Source organism: Clavibacter sp. VKM Ac-2872 (assembly GCF_015351105.1).
Classification (GTDB): Bacteria; Actinomycetota; Actinomycetes; order Actinomycetales; family Microbacteriaceae; genus Clavibacter.
This window is the reverse complement of record NZ_JADKRR010000003.1, coordinates 242,762-257,933: the sequence shown is the minus strand read 5'-3', so window position 1 is coordinate 257,933 and position 15,172 is coordinate 242,762. Positions and strand designations below refer to the sequence as shown.

At 73.2% G+C, this 15,172-nt stretch carries 15 protein-coding genes and 1 riboswitch; of the genes, 11 read left to right on the top strand and 4 right to left on the bottom strand.

The features are described 5' to 3' along the window. Positions 1 to 41: 41 nt before the first annotated feature. Positions 42 to 809, top strand: a complete 768-nt coding sequence (locus tag ITJ40_RS14005) for a copper resistance CopC family protein (protein WP_194667655.1) — start codon at positions 42 to 44, stop codon at positions 807 to 809. Positions 810 to 819: 10 nt separating this feature from the next. Here the strand turns inward: ITJ40_RS14005 and ITJ40_RS14000 are convergent, their stop codons facing one another. Further along, a complete protein-coding gene (locus tag ITJ40_RS14000; RefSeq protein ID WP_194667654.1) occupies positions 820 to 1,191 on the bottom strand; it encodes a BlaI/MecI/CopY family transcriptional regulator in 372 nt (123 codons plus the stop codon). Positions 1,192 to 1,317: 126 nt separating this feature from the next. Between ITJ40_RS14000 and ITJ40_RS13995 the strand changes: the two genes are divergently transcribed. The 10 genes from ITJ40_RS13995 (at position 1,318) to ITJ40_RS13950 (ending at position 11,945) form a co-directional block, all read left to right on the top strand. Beyond that, positions 1,318 to 1,773: an SseB family protein gene (locus ITJ40_RS13995; RefSeq protein ID WP_194667653.1), complete on the top strand. Its 456-nt coding sequence runs from the start codon at positions 1,318 to 1,320 to the stop codon at positions 1,771 to 1,773. A gap of 160 nt (positions 1,774 to 1,933) precedes the next feature. After that, positions 1,934 to 2,020, top strand: a riboswitch (glycine riboswitch). Between the two features lie 138 nt (positions 2,021 to 2,158). Next, on the top strand, positions 2,159 to 3,379 hold the full coding sequence (gene gcvT, locus ITJ40_RS13990) for a glycine cleavage system aminomethyltransferase GcvT (RefSeq protein ID WP_194667652.1): 1,221 nt from the start codon (positions 2,159 to 2,161) through the stop codon (positions 3,377 to 3,379). Next, a complete protein-coding gene (gcvH, locus tag ITJ40_RS13985; protein ID WP_086521930.1) occupies positions 3,376 to 3,747 on the top strand; it encodes a glycine cleavage system protein GcvH in 372 nt (123 codons plus the stop codon). The genes gcvT and gcvH overlap by 4 nt, the downstream gene beginning before the upstream one ends. Next, positions 3,744 to 6,719, top strand: coding sequence for an aminomethyl-transferring glycine dehydrogenase (gene gcvP, locus ITJ40_RS13980; protein WP_194667651.1), 2,976 nt, complete (start codon positions 3,744 to 3,746; stop codon positions 6,717 to 6,719). The genes gcvH and gcvP overlap by 4 nt, the downstream gene beginning before the upstream one ends. Before the next feature lie 227 nt (positions 6,720 to 6,946). Continuing rightward, the gene (locus tag ITJ40_RS13975) at positions 6,947 to 7,693 is read left to right on the top strand and encodes an HAD family hydrolase (RefSeq protein ID WP_194667650.1); all 747 of its coding nucleotides are present in this window, start codon (positions 6,947 to 6,949) and stop codon (positions 7,691 to 7,693) included. After that, entirely contained in the window at positions 7,690 to 8,667 is a 978-nt protein-coding gene (gene phnD / locus ITJ40_RS13970) for a phosphate/phosphite/phosphonate ABC transporter substrate-binding protein (RefSeq protein WP_194667649.1), read from the top strand. The genes ITJ40_RS13975 and phnD overlap by 4 nt, the downstream gene beginning before the upstream one ends. Positions 8,668 to 8,670: 3 nt before the next feature. Continuing rightward, complete coding sequence (gene phnC / locus ITJ40_RS13965; protein WP_194667648.1) at positions 8,671 to 9,492, top strand: phosphonate ABC transporter ATP-binding protein; 822 nt, start codon at positions 8,671 to 8,673, stop codon at positions 9,490 to 9,492. Further along, entirely contained in the window at positions 9,489 to 10,283 is a 795-nt protein-coding gene (gene phnE / locus ITJ40_RS13960) for a phosphonate ABC transporter, permease protein PhnE (RefSeq protein ID WP_194667647.1), read from the top strand. The genes phnC and phnE (ITJ40_RS13960) overlap by 4 nt, the downstream gene beginning before the upstream one ends. Beyond that, complete coding sequence (phnE, locus tag ITJ40_RS13955; protein WP_194667646.1) at positions 10,280 to 11,086, top strand: phosphonate ABC transporter, permease protein PhnE; 807 nt, start codon at positions 10,280 to 10,282, stop codon at positions 11,084 to 11,086. The genes phnE (ITJ40_RS13960) and phnE (ITJ40_RS13955) overlap by 4 nt, the downstream gene beginning before the upstream one ends. Then, positions 11,073 to 11,945 carry a MurR/RpiR family transcriptional regulator gene (locus ITJ40_RS13950; protein WP_194667645.1) on the top strand — a complete coding sequence of 291 codons (873 nt, stop codon included), beginning with the start codon at positions 11,073 to 11,075 and terminating at the stop codon, positions 11,943 to 11,945. The genes phnE (ITJ40_RS13955) and ITJ40_RS13950 overlap by 14 nt, the downstream gene beginning before the upstream one ends. A gap of 42 nt (positions 11,946 to 11,987) precedes the next feature. On the opposite strand, the gene ITJ40_RS13945 is transcribed toward ITJ40_RS13950, so the two are convergent. From ITJ40_RS13945 to ITJ40_RS13935, 3 genes are all read right to left on the bottom strand, one after another. Continuing rightward, complete coding sequence (locus tag ITJ40_RS13945) at positions 11,988 to 13,586, bottom strand: cation acetate symporter (RefSeq protein WP_194667765.1); 1,599 nt, start codon at positions 13,584 to 13,586, stop codon at positions 11,988 to 11,990. A 20-nt stretch (positions 13,587 to 13,606) separates the two neighbouring features. Continuing rightward, a complete protein-coding gene (locus ITJ40_RS13940; protein WP_194667644.1) occupies positions 13,607 to 14,014 on the bottom strand; it encodes a DUF485 domain-containing protein in 408 nt (135 codons plus the stop codon). A 108-nt stretch (positions 14,015 to 14,122) separates the two neighbouring features. Next, positions 14,123 to 14,938 carry a CPBP family intramembrane glutamic endopeptidase gene (locus tag ITJ40_RS13935; protein ID WP_194667643.1) on the bottom strand — a complete coding sequence of 272 codons (816 nt, stop codon included), beginning with the start codon at positions 14,936 to 14,938 and terminating at the stop codon, positions 14,123 to 14,125. Positions 14,939 to 15,172: the final 234 nt, after the last annotated feature.

The window sequence follows — 15,172 nt, the reverse complement described above, 5'->3', positions numbered from 1 at the left end:
GTCGCCCGGCCGTCGGCCCGGGCGCGGGGGATGATGGACCCATGGCGTCTCCGCACCACCCCCGCACCCCGTCCCTCCTCCGTCGCGCCGCGCTCGCCGCGGGCGCCGCCGCGCTCGTGCTCGGCGGGGCGCTGATCCCGGCGGGCGCCGCGTCCGCGCACGACCGGCTCGTGGGATCCACCCCGGCCGCCGACGCCACCGTCACGGACGAGCCGGGCACCATCGCGCTCGACTTCAGCGAGGACCTCCTCGCGCTCGACGCGCAGAACTCGGGCTTCGCGATCCAGGTGGTCAACTCCTCCGACGGCTCCTTCCACGAGGACGGCTGCATCGCGGTCGACGGATCCACCGCCACGACCCGCATCGCGCTCGGCACGGCCGGCACCTACCAGGTCACGTGGCGCGCGGTCTCGAGCGACAGCCACCCCATCGACGGCACCTACTCCTTCACCTACGCGCCGACGGGCGACACGACGGGCACCCCGGCGATCATGGCGGCCCCGGCCTGCGGCGACGCGTGGGCGGGCAGCGCGGCCACCGCGACGCCGGAGCCCGAGGGCACCATGACGACGCAGGGCGCCGAGTCCGTCGCGCCCGCGCCCACCTCGGACGCGCAGTCCGGCGCGTCCGTGCCGCTCGCCGAGACGGCCGAGACCACGCCCGTGTGGGTCTTCGTGCTCATCGGCCTCGTGATCCTCGCCGCCGCCGTGCTCGTGGTGGTCGGCGTCGTGCGGCGCTCGTCGCGCCGGTTCCCCGGGGAGGACGGCAGCGTCGGCGGACCGTACGACGGCGCCGACGACCCGCGCTAGCGGGTCCGGCCTAGGCCCGGTCGTCCCCGCCGAGCGCGCGGCGCAGGGCCGTGAGGTCGTCTCCGTCGAGCGTGCCGGCGAAGCGCAGCAGCGCGGCCTCGCGGTCCTTCGTGGCCGCGAGCGCGCCCGACATGAGCGACGCCGCGTGGTCGGTTCGCGACCGGGCGGGCGCGAACGTGAGCGCGCGCGCTTCGTCCGAGCGCGTGACGAGGCCCTTCTGGCCGAGCCGGTCCAGCACCGTGAGCACGGTCGTGAGCGCGGGGCGCGGATCCGGGATGCGAGCCACGACGTCCTTGGCCGTCAGCGCCTCGTCGGCATCCCAGAGGGCGTCCATGATCGCGGCCTCGAGCTCGCCGCGGGGGCGCTGGCGTCCGATCGACACGGGCGTCTCCCCTCGGGACTCATGGCGGGTGGAAGAGACGATCCTAACTCCGCGCGCGGCCGCGACGGCGCCCGGGCGGGCGGCCCCGATCAGCGGCTGCCCCACCGGATCGGGCACGATGGACCCATGACCGATTCACAGGACCGAGAGCCCACCCCCCTCGAGCAGGCCATCGCGCGCGGCCAGGCGGGCGAGTCCGACATGACCGCCGTCCTCACCGAGTTCATCAACACGACGGTCGTCGTGCCCACCGCCACGCCCCTCACGCCCGAGACCGATCAGCTCCAGCCCGTCCTCTTCGACCGCGACGGCGTGCCCATGCTCGCCGCGTTCACGCACGAGGACCGGATCGACGAGAAGGTGACGAGCGTCGCCGACCACGTCGCGACGATCCCCGCCGCCGAGCTCGTGCAGGCCATCCCGGAGGGCACCGGCCTCGTCATCAACGTCGGCACCACCGACGGCTTCGAGATGATGCCCGAGGGCGTCGCGCAGCTCGCCGACGACGTGCGCCGCGTCATCGACCAGGAGGAGGACGGCGCGCCGCAGGCACCCGCCGCGCCCGCGCCCGACGCGATCTGATCCCGCCGGTCGACCCGACCACCCGACGCCGCCGCATCCACCCGGATGCGGCGGCGTCGTCGCGTCCGGGTCGGGTCGGCCGCACGGGCGGGATCGACCGGGAATCGTCACACGGCCGAAACGTCCCGCTCGATATGCTTGGCCACGAACACACGGCCGCGCACGCATCGCGGGAGAGCTCCTCCGGGAGCACCGAAGGAGCAAGCCTCCCCGCCAATCTCTCAGGTCCACGTACCGCGATGCACTGGCCACTCTGAAAAGCAGCCGTCCCGCACGGCTCGCCCACGGTGAAAGCCCCGTCCTCGGACGGCGCGAAGCTCTCAGGCACATGACAGAGGGGGAGTCCCGCACCCGGCGCCCGCGCCGGTCACGACCGGAGGACTCCATGACCGACGCACCCGCCGAGACCGCGCCCGACGCGGCGACCGCGGCCCCGCCCCGCCGATCCCCGCTGCACGCCGTGCACGAGGCGGCCGGCGCCTCCTTCACCGACTTCGCCGGCTGGCTCATGCCGGTGCGCTACACGAGCGACCTCGCCGAGCACCGCGCCGTGCGCGAGGCCGCCGGCATCTTCGACATCTCGCACATGGCCGAGATCGCGGTCGAGGGGGAGGGCGCCGCCGCGTTCCTCGACTCCGTCCTCGCCGGCAAGCTCTCCGCCATCGCCGAGTGGCAGGCGAAGTACACGCTGCTGCTGGATCCCTCCGGCGGCATCGTCGACGACCTCATCGTCTACCGCACGGGCGAGGAGTCCTTCCTCGTCGTCGCCAACGCGGGCAACCACGATCCCGTGCTCGCCGTCCTCGCCGAGGCCGCCGCGGGCAGGGACGACGTGGAGGTCGACGACGCGAGCGACGACGTCGCGCTCATCGCCGTGCAGGGCCCGGTGTCGCGCGCGATCCTCGAGGCCACCGCCGGGCTCGAGACCGAGACGCCCCTCGAGGCGCTCCGCTACTACCGCGCCACGGCGGCGCGCTTCGCCGGGCAGGACGTGCTCGTCGCCCGCACCGGGTACACGGGCGAGGACGGCTACGAGCTGTACGTCGCGACCGAGGACGCCGTCGCCCTGTGGGAGGCGCTCGTCGCCGCGGGCACCCCGCTCGGCCTCCTGAACACCGGCCTCGCCTGCCGCGACACGCTCCGCCTGGAGGCGGGCATGCCGCTCTACGGCCACGAGCTCGGGCTCCACACGCTGCCCGTGCAGGCCGGCCTCGGCAAGGTGGTCGCGCTCGGCAAGGAGGGCGACTTCCGCGGGCGCTCGGCGATCGAGAAGGGGCCGGATCCCGTCGCCCGCGTGCTCGTCGGCCTCGTCACCGAGGGCCGCCGCGCGCCCCGCGCCGACTACCCCGTCTACGCCGAGGAGGCCGCGGGCGACTCCGCCGAGGCGCTCGAGGCCGTGATGGAGGCCACCGAGGGCGCCGTCGGGCCCGTCGGCATCATCACGAGCGGCGCCCTGTCGCCCACGCTCGGCCACCCCGTCGCCATGGCGTACGTGGATCCCTCGCTCGCCGCCCCCGGCACGCGCCTCACCGTCGACGTCCGCGGCACGCGCGTGCCCGCCACCGTCGTGACCCTCCCCTTCTACTCGCGAAAGGCCCTCGCATGACCGATCAGACCAGCCTCCAGTACACCGCCGAGCACGAGTGGGTGCAGGTCGACGGCGACGTCGCGACCGTCGGCATCACGGCCTACGCCGCCGACAAGCTCGGCGACGTCGTCTTCGTCGAGCTGCCCGCCGTGGGCGACGAGCTCGCGGGCGGCGAGGTCGTCGGCGAGATCGAGTCGACCAAGTCGGTCGGCGAGCTGTTCGCGCCCATCGACGGCACGGTCACGGAGGTCAACGACGACGTCGTGGCCTCGCCCGACCTCGTCAACAGCGACCCGTTCGGCGCCGGCTGGCTCGTGAAGGTCCGCTTCGAGGCGCTCCCCGCGCTCCTCAGCCACGACGAGTACGTCGCGCTGGTGGGCGAGTGACCGCCGTCGACGCCGGCACGCGCCCGGCCACCCCGGCTCCCGCCTCCGCACCCGACATCGCCGAGGAGTCCTCCACGTTCGCGCACGGCGCGTTCGGTGCCCGCCACATCGGCATCGACTCCGAGGCCCGCGCCACCATGCTCGCCGCTCTCGGCCACGACTCGATCCCGTCTCTCCTCGCGAAGGCCGTGCCCGAGACGATCCAGGTCGACCGCTTCCGCACCGACGGCGACTCCGTGCTGCCCGAGGCCGCCACCGAGCGCGACGCCCTCGCCGAGCTCCGCCGCATCGCGAGCCGCAACCGCGTGCGCACGTCGATGATCGGCCTCGGCTACCACGACACCATCACGCCCGCCGTGATCACCCGCAACGTGCTCGAGAACCCGAGCTGGTACACGGCCTACACGCCCTACCAGCCCGAGATCTCGCAGGGCCGCCTCGAGGCCCTCATCAACTTCCAGACGATGGTCGCCGAGCTCGCCGGGCTCGCGACCGCGAACGCGTCCATGCTCGACGAGTCCACCGCCGTCGTGGAGGGCATGCTGCTCGCGCGCCGCGCGTCCAAGGCGAAGACGAGCGTGTTCCTCATCGACGCCGACGCCCTGCCGCAGACGCGCGCGCTCCTCGACAGCCGCGCCGCCGCGCTCGGCATCGAGCTGGTCGCGCACGACCTCGCCACGGTGGATCCGGCCGAGCTGCCCGACGCGTTCGGCGCCTTCATCCAGTACCCGGGCGCCTCCGGCCGCATCTTCGACCCGAGCGCCGTCATCGCGCGCGTGCACGCCGCGGGCGGCCTCGCGGTCGTCGCGGCGGACCTGCTCGCCCTCACGGTCATCACCTCGCCCGGCGAGCTCGGCGCGGACATCGCGGTCGGCACCTCGCAGCGCTTCGGCGTGCCCATGGGCTTCGGCGGTCCGCACGCGGGCTACCTCGCGGTGCGCGCCGGCCTCGAGCGGCAGATGCCCGGCCGCCTCGTCGGCGTCAGCCAGGACGCGGCCGGCCACCCCGCCTACCGCCTCTCCCTGCAGACGCGCGAGCAGCACATCCGCCGCGAGAAGGCCACCAGCAACATCTGCACGGCGCAGGTGCTCCTCGCCGTCATGGCCTCGATGTACGCGGTCTACCACGGGCCGAAGGGCCTCCGCGTGATCGCGCGCCAGGCGAACCGGGGCGCCCGCCGCCTCGTCCGCTCGCTGGCGACGGTCGGCGTCGAGCCCATCCACGCCGCGTACTTCGACACCGTGCGCGTCTCCGTGCCCGGCCGCGCCGACGAGATCCTCGCCGCCGCCGCCCGAGGCGGGGTCAACCTGCTCCGCGTGGACGCCGACACGCTCGGCTTCAGCGTCGACGAGGCCACGCGCCCCGAGGACCTCGCGGCCGTCGCGCGCGCGTTCGGCGCCGAGCTCGCGGAGGACGAGGGCGCGGCAGGTGACCTGTCGTCGATCCCCTCAGGCTCGATCCGCACGAGCGAGTACCTCACGCACGCCGTCTTCTCCACGCACCGCTCCGAGACCGGCATGATGCGCTACCTCAAGCGCCTCTCCGACAAGGACTACGCGCTCGACCGCGGCATGATCCCGCTCGGCTCCTGCACCATGAAGCTCAACGCCGCCACCGAGATGGAGGCGGTGACCTGGCCCGAGTTCCAGGCCATCCACCCGTTCGCGCCGGCCGACGACGTCGAGGGCTACCTCGAGCTGGTCCTCCAGCTGGAGACCTGGCTGGCCGACGTCACGGGCTACGACACCGTGAGCCTCCAGCCGAACGCGGGCAGCCAGGGCGAGCTCGCGGGCCTCCTCGCGATCCGCGGCTACCACCTCGCCAACGGCGACACCCAGCGCACGGTCTGCCTCATCCCGCAGAGCGCCCACGGCACGAACGCGGCCAGCGCCGTGCTCGCCGGGATGCGCGTCGTGGTCGTCGCGTGCGACGAGCTCGGCAACGTCGACCTCGACGACCTGCGCGCCAAGATCGCGGCGAACCGCGACGAGCTCGCCGGCCTGATGATCACCTACCCGTCCACCCACGGCGTCTACGAGCACGAGGTCGGCGCGATCTGCGAGGCCGTGCACGAGGCCGGCGGCCAGGTCTACGTCGACGGCGCGAACCTCAACGCGCTCCTCGGCTTCGCCCGGTTCGGCGACTTCGGCGGCGACGTCTCGCACCTCAACCTGCACAAGACGTTCTGCATCCCGCACGGCGGCGGCGGGCCCGGCGTCGGCCCGGTCGCGGCGAAGGCGCACCTCGCGCCCTTCCTGCCCGGCCACCCGCAGGCGCAGCGCAACGTGCACGCGCTCGTCCAGGACGGGGTCGTCTCCACGATCGAGCACGGCGGCGCCCCGGTGTCGGCGGCCCCGTACGGATCCCCGAGCATCCTGCCGATCAGCTGGGCCTACGTCCGCATGATGGGCGCCGAGGGCCTCAAGCAGGCGACCGGCGCCGCGGTGCTGTCGGCGAACTACATCGCCGCGCGTCTCCGCGACCACTACCCCGTGCTCTACGCGGGGGAGGACGGCCTGGTCGCGCACGAGTGCATCCTCGACCTGCGTCCGCTGACCGCCGCGACCGGGATCACGGTGGACGACGTGGCCAAGCGCCTCGTCGACTACGGCTTCCACGCGCCCACCATGAGCTTCCCGGTCCCGGGCACGCTCATGGTCGAGCCGACGGAGAGCGAGGACCTCGCCGAGGTCGAGCGCTTCATCGCCGCGATGATCGGCATCAAGCAGGAGGCCGACTCGGTCGCCGCGGGCGAGTGGCCGGCCGACGACAACCCGCTCCGGAACGCGCCGCACACGGCCGAGTCGGTCATCGCGGGGGAGTGGACGCACGCGTACACGCGCGAGCGCGCCGTCTACCCGGTGTCGACGCTCGTGCGCGACAAGTACTGGCCGCCGGTGCGCCGCATCGACCAGGCCTACGGCGACCGCAACCTGTTCTGCGCCTGCCCGCCGCCGGAGGCGTTCGCCTGATCGCCTGATCCGCGCGCGCCTCCGGGCGCGGCACCGCACCACCGTCGAGGGCGGCGGGACCACCCGGTCCCGCCGCCCTCGCGTCGTCCGCCCCCGGCGCGACCCGTCCCGTTCACCTCACGTCCACCGGTCATGGTCAAAGCGTCGACGGCGGATGCCTACTGTGGGCGCTGCGTCCACGGATCCCGATCGGATCCCCGACCCGGGCGCGGAGACGAGCGCCACCCGTGAGCACCCCCGGCCGGACCATCGTGTTCGACTTCGACGGCACCGTGTCCCTCGGCGACGGTCCCGTGCTCCGCTACGCCCACCACGTGGCCGAGACGCTGGCGGTCGACGCCCGTCCGCGGTTCGCCGCCGCCGTGGCCGCCGGCCTCCCGCACGTCGGCAGCGAATCGGGGGCGGTCGACGGCTACGCGCTCGTGCAGGGCCTCGCCGCCGACCACGGTGTGCCGGCCCGGCTCCTGTCCGCCGCCTTCCTCGCGAGCCGCGCCGAGCTCGGCGGCCCGCACGCGCCCGTCCTGCCGCCCGCCGGACTCGCCTCCTTCCTCGTCGGGATCGCCGGTCGTGTCCGCCGCGTCCTCGTGACCAACTCGCCCGCCTGCCGGATCCCGGAGGCGCTCGCCGCCCTCGGCCTCGACGACGCCTTCGACGAGGTCGTCACGGGTGCGGGCAAGCCCGCCGGGATGGACGCCGTCCTCGACCGCGTCGACCCGGGTCCCGGCGCGGGCCTCCCCGCCGCCCGCCTCCTCAGCGTCGGCGACCTCTGGGTCAACGACCTGGAGCCCGCCCACGCCCGCGGGTTCAGCACCGCGCTCGTCGGCCCCGGCTCGTCCGACGACGCCCGCCCCACCTTCCGCGCCGCCACCGTCGCCGACCTCTACGACGACATCGACGCGTGGCTCGACGCCGCCCCCTCCTCTCCTCCCGTCCCCACCTCCGCAGCTCCCCACGGAAAGCAGATGCACGCATGAAGAAGCCCGCCCTCCCGCTCCTCGTCATCGGAGCCGTCGCCGCCCTCGCGCTCACCGGCTGCTCCGCCGGCGCCGGTTCCGACGCGTCCGGCACGCCCGCGGCCGCCGCGGATCCCACCTCCCTCACGCTCGCGCTCGTCCCGTCCCAGGACCAGGACGGCCTCGTGCAGACGGCCGCGCCGCTCACCGACATGCTCACGAAGGCCCTCGGCATCCCCGTCACCGGCGTGGTGTCGAAGGACTACCAGGCGGCGGTCGAGGCGATGGGCGCGGACCAGGCGCAGATCGGCTTCCTGCCCTCCCTCCAGCTCTGGCAGGCGAGCGACATGTACGACGCGAAGGTCGTGCTCCAGACCGAGCGCAACGGCAACATCACGTACCCCGCGCAGTTCATGACGAACGACCCCGACAAGTACTGCGACGACACCCCGGTCGACCGCGACGGGATGCTCTTCTGCAACGGCGCCGACGCGCTGTCGGGTCCGCAGGGCCTCGACTCCATCACGAAGGTGAAGGGCGCGAAGGTCGCCGTCCTCGGCCCGGGGTCGCCCGCCGGATACATCTACCCGATGCTCGCGCTCAAGGACGCCGGGCTCGACACCGACTCCGACATCCAGCAGATCCCCGTCACGGCCAACGACGCCTCGGTGCTCGCGGTCTACAACGGCGACGCCGAGGTCGGCTTCAGCTTCTGGGACGCCCGCACCGTCGTGAAGAAGGACAAGCCGGACGTGGGGCAGAAGGTCGTCGTCTTCGCGATGACGGACGAGATCCCGAACGACGGCGTCGCGGTCTCCGGGAAGCTCTCGCCCGAGCTGCAGCAGCGGATCACCCAGGCGCTCGAGGACTACTCGGCCACGCCCGAGGGGTCGGCGGCCCTCACCGCCATCTACTCCATCACGAAGCTCGCGCCCGCCGACCCGTCCTCGCTCGACGTCGTGGCCCGCGCGGCGCAGTCGCTCGGTCTGCAGTAGCCCATGCCCGCCACCCGCTCCCTCGCCCAGGCGGACGCCCTCGCGTCCGCCTCCGCGCCGTGGGCCGTCCGCCTCCGCGGCGTCACGGTCCGGTACCCCAACGGCGTCGTCGCGCTGAAGGACGTCTCCCTCGACATCGCCGGCGGCGAGATGGTCTCGATCGTCGGTCTGTCCGGATCCGGGAAGTCGAGCCTCATCCGCACCATCAACGGCCTCGTCCCCGTGTCCTCGGGCGAGGTGGAGGTGGGCGGCACGCGCGTCGACGGCCTCGCGGGTCGGCGCCTGCGCGCCCTCCGCGGCGACGTCGGCATGATCTTCCAGGGCTTCAACCTCGCCACCCGCACGAGCGTGCTGAACAACGTCCTCGTCGGACGCCTCGCGCACACGCCCGGCTGGCGCACCTTCCTCGGGCGTCCCACGGCGGCGGACCGCGAGATCGCGTTCCAGGCGCTCGAGAGCGTGGGGATACTCTCCAAGGTCTGGGACCGCGCCTCCACCCTGTCCGGCGGCCAGCAGCAGCGCGTCGCCATCGCGCGGGCGCTGGCGCAGCGGCCCCGGCTCGTCCTCGCCGACGAGCCCGTCGCGAGCCTCGACCCGCCGACCGCGCACGGCGTCATGGGCGACCTGCGCCGCATCAACCGCGAGCTCGGGATCACGGTGCTCACCAACCTGCACCTGCTCGACCTCGCGCGCGAGTACGGCGACCGCATGATCGGCCTCCGCGCCGGCGAGGTCGTCTACGACGGCCCGGCCGCGACCGCGGGCGACGACGTCTTCGAGGCCATCTACGGCCGCTCGATCCGGCCGGAGGACACCCTCGGATGAGCGTCCGTGAGCTGCCGCCGCGTCCGGCCGGGCGCTGGCGGCCCTGGGTCGCGCTCGCCGTGGTGCTCGCCATCACGGCGATCGCGATGAGTCCGCAGCTGGGCGTCGCGTTCGGGTTCGACGCCATCGCGCGCAACTGGCGCAACGGCGCGGACAAGCTCGTCCGGCTGGTCCAGCCCGACTGGGCCTTCTTCCCGCGCACGGTCGCGCCGATGCTCGAGACGCTCGCCATGGCCGTCATCGCGACGGTCGCGGGCGCGGCGGTCGCGCTGCCGCTCAGCCTGTGGGCGGCGCGTCTCACCAACCCCCATCCGGTGAGCCGGGGGATCCTCCGCGCGATCCTCAACGTCGTGCGCGCGGTGCCCGAGCTGCTGTACGCGTCGCTGCTCGTCGCGATGGTGGGCGTCGGCGCGCTGCCCGGCATCATCGCGCTCGTCCTGTTCAACGTCGGCATCATCGTGAAGCTCGTCTCGGAGGCGATCGAGTCGAACGACGCCGGGCCGCTCGAGGCCGGTCGCGCGGCGGGCGGGACGCGGATGCAGGTCGACCGCGCCCTGGCGCTCCCGGACGTGCTGCCCGGCTTCATCGGCCAGACGCTCTACGTGCTCGAGCTCAACGTGCGCGCGTCCACCGTCCTCGGCCTGGTGGGAGCGGGCGGCATCGGCCTCCTCATCGACGCCGTGCGCACCTTCTACCGCTACGACCAGCTGGCCCTCATCGTCCTCGAGATCCTCGTGATCGTCGTCGTCATCGACCTCGTCTCGAACGAGATCAGGAAGAGGATCGCATGAGCCTCGCCGTGCCCGTCCGCCCGCGCCGTCCCGGCCGCGCCCTCGCCGCGGCGGGCGTCACCGTCGTCGTGGTCGTCGCGTGCTGGTCGGCCGACATCGCGTGGGACCGCCTCGCCGACCTGCCCGCCGAGGTCGTCCGCTACCTCTGGCTCATGTTCTCCCGCCCCGACTGGTCGAAGCTGCCGGAAGCCCTGGCCCAGACCTGGGTCTCCGTGCTCATGGCCTGGGTCGGCACGGTCCTCGGCATCGTCGTGTCGGTGCCGCTCGCGTTCGTCGCGGCCCGCGGGTTCGCGCCCGCCGCCGTGCGCTGGCCGATGCGGATCCTGTTCTCGGCCATCCGCGCCGTGCCGGAGATCATCACCGCCATCATCATCCTGTCCGTCACCGGGCTCACCCCGCTCACCGGCGCTCTGGCGCTCGCCGTCTCGAGCATCGGCACCCTCGGCAAGTGGGGCTACGAGTCCGTCGAGGGCGTGGGCAGCGGCCCGATCGAGGCGGTGCGCGCGGCCGGCGGCGGCGCGTGGTCGATCATCCGCTGGGGCGTCTGGCCGCAGGCGAGCGGCGAGTTCCTCTCCTTCTGGCTGTACCGGTTCGAGATCAACGTGCGCGCGTCGGCCGTGCTCGGCCTCATCGGCGTCGGCGGGATCGGCGACATGCTCACCTCCTACACTCAGTACCGGGAGTGGTCCACCGTCGGCGTGCTCCTGATCGTGGTGGTCGCCGTCACCATGTCGATCGACGCGATCTCCGGAGCGATCCGCCGCCGGATCACCGAGGGGGCGAGGGTCCGTGCAGTGGAGTGACGACGTCGGGCCCACCACGCGCATCGCGACCGTGGTCAACGCCCTGCAGCCGAGCGAGCGCCGGGTGGTCGAGCTCATCGTCGACGACACCGAGGGCGTGGTGGAGATCACCGCGCAGGAGCTCGCCGACCGCGCGGGCGTCGCGCGGTCGACCGTGATCCGCTCCTGCCAGAGCCTCGGCTACCGCGGCTACCCGCAGCTGCGCGTCGCGCTCACCCGCGAGCTGGCCCGCAGCTCGGCGCGCGCCTCGACCGCCGCGGGCGACGGGGCACACGGCACCAGCGCGCTCGGCCGGATCCGCTCCGACCTCGACGCGCTCGCCACCGCGCTGCCCCGGGTCGCCAGCGTCCTCACGGAGGCGGAGGTGGAGGACGCCGTCACGCGCGTCGTCGGCGCCCGTCGGCTCGTCATCGTCGCCAGCGGCCTGTCCTCGCCGCTCGCCCTCGACCTCTCGATGCGGCTCACCGCCGTGGGCCGCCCGGCCGAGCACGTCGCCGACCCCATCGGCCAGCAGATCGCCGTCAGCCGCCTCGGCGCGGACGACGTGGTGCTGGTGATCAGCGGCAGCGGGGCCAACGAGCTGAGCCTCCGGGCCGCGCGATCCGCCCGGGCCTCGGGCGCGGGGATCGTCGCGGTCACCTCGTTCGCGACCTCGCCCATCGGCGCCCTGGCCGACGTCGCCCTGGTCGTCGCGCCCGCGAAGGCCGGCTTCCGCCACGAGGTGGAGCACACCTCGCGCATCCCGCACGTCATCGTCCTGGAGTCGCTCGTGGAGATCGTCGCCGATCGGCTGGGCGCGACCGCGGCCGACACCCGCGCGGGCGTGCTCGCCATCCTCAGCGACGCGCTCAGCGACTGACCGCGTGCCGGGCGCCTCGACGGAGGCGCCCGGCACGCGCCCCTAGTGCTCCGTCGCCTTCTCGGCGCCGTGCCCCGTGAGCGACCGCACGCCCATCTCGGCCGCGACGAGCGGATCCTCCTTGCGCGTGGAGGTCACCGTCCCGATCCAGCCCAGCAGGAACCCGACGGGGATCGACACGATGCCGGGGTTGCTCAGCGGGAACCACGAGAAGTCGGCCCCCGGGATCATCGACGTCTCCGCCCCCGACACCACGGGCGAGAACGCGATCAGCACGAGCGCCGTCCCGAGCCCGCCGTACATGCTGAGCACCGCGCCCCGCGTGGAGAACCGCCGCCAGTAGAGCGAGTAGAGGATGGTCGGCAGGTTCGCGCTCGCCGCCACCGCGAACGCGAGCGCCACGAGGAACGCGACGTTCTGCCCGTTCGCGCCGATGCCCGCGATGATCGAGACGATGCCGATCACGACCACCGTGATCCGCGCGACCCGCACCTCGCCGTTCGCCGAGACCTGCCCCTTCTTGATGACGCTGCCGTACACGTCATGCGCGAACGACGCGGCCGCCGTGATGGTGAGCCCGGCGACCACCGCCAGGATCGTGGCGAAGGCGACGGCGGCGATGATCCCGAGCAGGACCGGCCCGCCGAGCTCGAGCGCCAGCAGGGGAGCGGCGGAGTTCACGCCGCCGGGGGCCGCGAGGATCCGCTCGCTCCCGAGCAGCGCGCCCGCGCCGTACCCGAGCACCAGGGTGAAGAGGTAGAAGATCCCGATGAGCCAGATCGCCCAGACGACGCTGCGGCGCGCCTCCTTCGCCGTCGGCACCGTGTAGAAGCGCATGAGCACATGGGGGAGGCCCGCCGTGCCGAGCACCAGCGCGAGCGCGAGCGACAGGAAGTCGAGCTGCGTGATCCCCGTCACGCCGTACTGGTTGCCGGGCTCGAGCACGGGCTTGTCGGCCGCGTCCGCCGCGGCGCCCAGCAGCGTCGAGACGTTGAACCCGTGAATCGCGAGCACCCACACGGTCATCACGGCGGCGCCCGCGATGAGCAGGCACGCCTTGATGATCTGCACCCAGGTGGTGCCCTTCATCCCGCCGACGAGCACGTAGACGATCATCAGCGCGCCCACCACGGCGATGACGAGCGACTGCCCCAGCCGGTCGTCGATCCCGAGCAGCAACGAGACGAGCCCGCCCGCGCCCGCCATCTGGGCGAGCAGGTAGAAGAAGCAGACCGCGAGCGTCGTGGTCGCGGCCGCGAGCCGCACCGGGCGCTGCTTCAGCCGGAAGCTCAGCACGTCGGCCATCGTGAACTTGCCCGTGTTGCGCATGAGCTCCGCCACGAGCAGCAGGGCCACGAGCCACGCGACCAGGAACCCGATCGAGTAGAGGAACCCGTCGTACCCGTTGATGGCGATGGCACCGACGATCCCGAGGAACGACGCCGCCGACAGGTAGTCGCCCGCGATCGCCGTCCCGTTCTGCGGGCCGGTGAACGAGCGCCCGGCCGCGTAGTAGTCCGCGGCGGTCGAGTTGTTCCGGCTCGCGCGGAACACGATCACGAGCGTGATGACCACGAACGCCCCGAAGATCGAGATGTTGAGGACCGGATCCCCCGTGTCGGTCGTGGGCGTCGTCGCCATGACGGCCGTGCCCGGCGCGATCACCGTCGGCCGCCCTTCCGGCGCTTCGGCGGGGTGGATCCTCGCGGCCCGTCGAGCGCCACGCGCTCCCGCTCCTCCAGGTCGGCGCGGATCTCCGCGGCGATGGGGTCGAACCGCGAGTTGGCGCGGCTCACGTACCAGGTCGTGATCGCGAAGGTCGTCACGAACTGCCCGAGCCCGAGCAGGATCCCGAGGTTCACGTTCCCGATGACCGGCGTGGACATGAACTCGTGCGCGTAGTCCGACAGCAGCACGAACGCGAAGTACCAGACGAGGAAGGCGACGGCCAGCGGGAAGACGAAGCTGCGGTGCGCGCGCTTCAGCTCCCGGAACCGGGCCGAGTCCTCGACCTCCCGGTAGTCGACGGCCGGCCGGGGGTCCCCGAACGGATGAGCGGCGTCGCCCATGTGATCTCCTCGAGATACGGCCGCACCTCGTCGTGCGGCGTTCCCAGGTTAGGCACAGGCGCGGGTGATCCGCCAGGGTCGCGCCCCCGGATCCTGCTCGGACGCCCGTCAGGCGAAGAGCCCGGGGAGCAGGGCCAGCGCGACGGGGTAGCCCACGAAGCTCACGATGTCGAGGATCAGGTGCGCCACCACGAGCGGCGCCGTCCGGCCGAAGCGCACGTAGCACCAGCCGAACACGACCCCCATCGCCACGTTCCCGAAGAACGGCCCGTAGCCTTGGTACAGGTGGTAGCTCCCGCGCAGCACGGCCGCCGCGACGATGACGCTCCACGCGCCGAGCCGACCGTGCCCCCAGCCGAGCTCGCGCAGCCGGGTGAAGAGGTACCCGACCACGATCACCTCCTCCTGCAGCGCCGCGCGGAGCGCCACGAGCACCAGCACCGGCACCGTCCACCAGTACGAGCCGAGGGCGGTCGGCACGACGTCGACCGTGATCCCGAGCGCCCGGCCCGCGAAGTACAGGCCGAGCCCCGGCACCCCGATGAGCGCCGCGAGGCCGAACCCGGCGGCGACGTCCCGCCCCGGGCGCGCGAGGTCGAGCCCGATCCGGCGGAACGCGCTGCGCCCCGGCTGCCACAGCAGGAAGAGCACGAGGGCGACCGGCACGAGCGCCGTCGCGATGTCGAGCAGCTGGTACAGGAGGTCGAACGCCTGCCGGTCGTTCAGGCTCTGGTTGATCGTGGCGCTCTGCGAGCCGAGCGCCTCCGGCCGCGTGGACAGGTCGACGATCCGCAGCACCGAGTAGACGGCGCTCGCCCCGAGGGAGAGTCCGAGCACGATCGCGATCTCCCACCGCAGCCGCGTCCGCTGCGCGCGCCCGAGCTGCGGGCGGGGAGCGGCGTGGATGGCGGGAGCGTCGGGCACGGGCCGATCCTAGGCGCGCGATGTCGACCGGCCGCCCGCCGGCCGGACGTGGCCGGGGAGGCCCCTGACGACGCGATCCGTCGCCGAGAGCGGCAGGAACGCGCGATCCCGGCCGTCGAGACGCACGGATCCGGACCGCGACGCGTGGATCCGCGCGTCTGAGTTACCGGTATGTAACGTTTGGGCCCAGTTTTTGCAAAGACTCCCAGCCGAACCTAGGGTCATTCTTATCTG

What these genes read in the sequence shown, in the direction of transcription:
- ITJ40_RS14005 (WP_194667655.1), top strand. Translation starts at nt 42, where the DNA reads ATGGCGTCTCCGCACCACCCCCGCACCCCGTCCCTCCTCCGTCGCGCC.
- ITJ40_RS13995 (WP_194667653.1), top strand. Translation starts at nt 1,318, where the DNA reads ATGACCGATTCACAGGACCGAGAGCCCACCCCCCTCGAGCAGGCCATC.
- gcvT (WP_194667652.1), top strand. Translation starts at nt 2,159, where the DNA reads ATGACCGACGCACCCGCCGAGACCGCGCCCGACGCGGCGACCGCGGCC.
- gcvH (WP_086521930.1), top strand. Translation starts at nt 3,376, where the DNA reads ATGACCGATCAGACCAGCCTCCAGTACACCGCCGAGCACGAGTGGGTG.
- phnD (WP_194667649.1), top strand. Translation starts at nt 7,690, where the DNA reads ATGAAGAAGCCCGCCCTCCCGCTCCTCGTCATCGGAGCCGTCGCCGCC.
- phnC (WP_194667648.1), top strand. Translation starts at nt 8,671, where the DNA reads ATGCCCGCCACCCGCTCCCTCGCCCAGGCGGACGCCCTCGCGTCCGCC.
- phnE (WP_194667647.1), top strand. Translation starts at nt 9,489, where the DNA reads ATGAGCGTCCGTGAGCTGCCGCCGCGTCCGGCCGGGCGCTGGCGGCCC.
- phnE (WP_194667646.1), top strand. Translation starts at nt 10,280, where the DNA reads ATGAGCCTCGCCGTGCCCGTCCGCCCGCGCCGTCCCGGCCGCGCCCTC.
- ITJ40_RS13945 (WP_194667765.1), bottom strand. Translation starts at nt 13,586, where the DNA reads ATGGCGACGACGCCCACGACCGACACGGGGGATCCGGTCCTCAACATC.
- ITJ40_RS13940 (WP_194667644.1), bottom strand. Translation starts at nt 14,014, where the DNA reads ATGGGCGACGCCGCTCATCCGTTCGGGGACCCCCGGCCGGCCGTCGAC.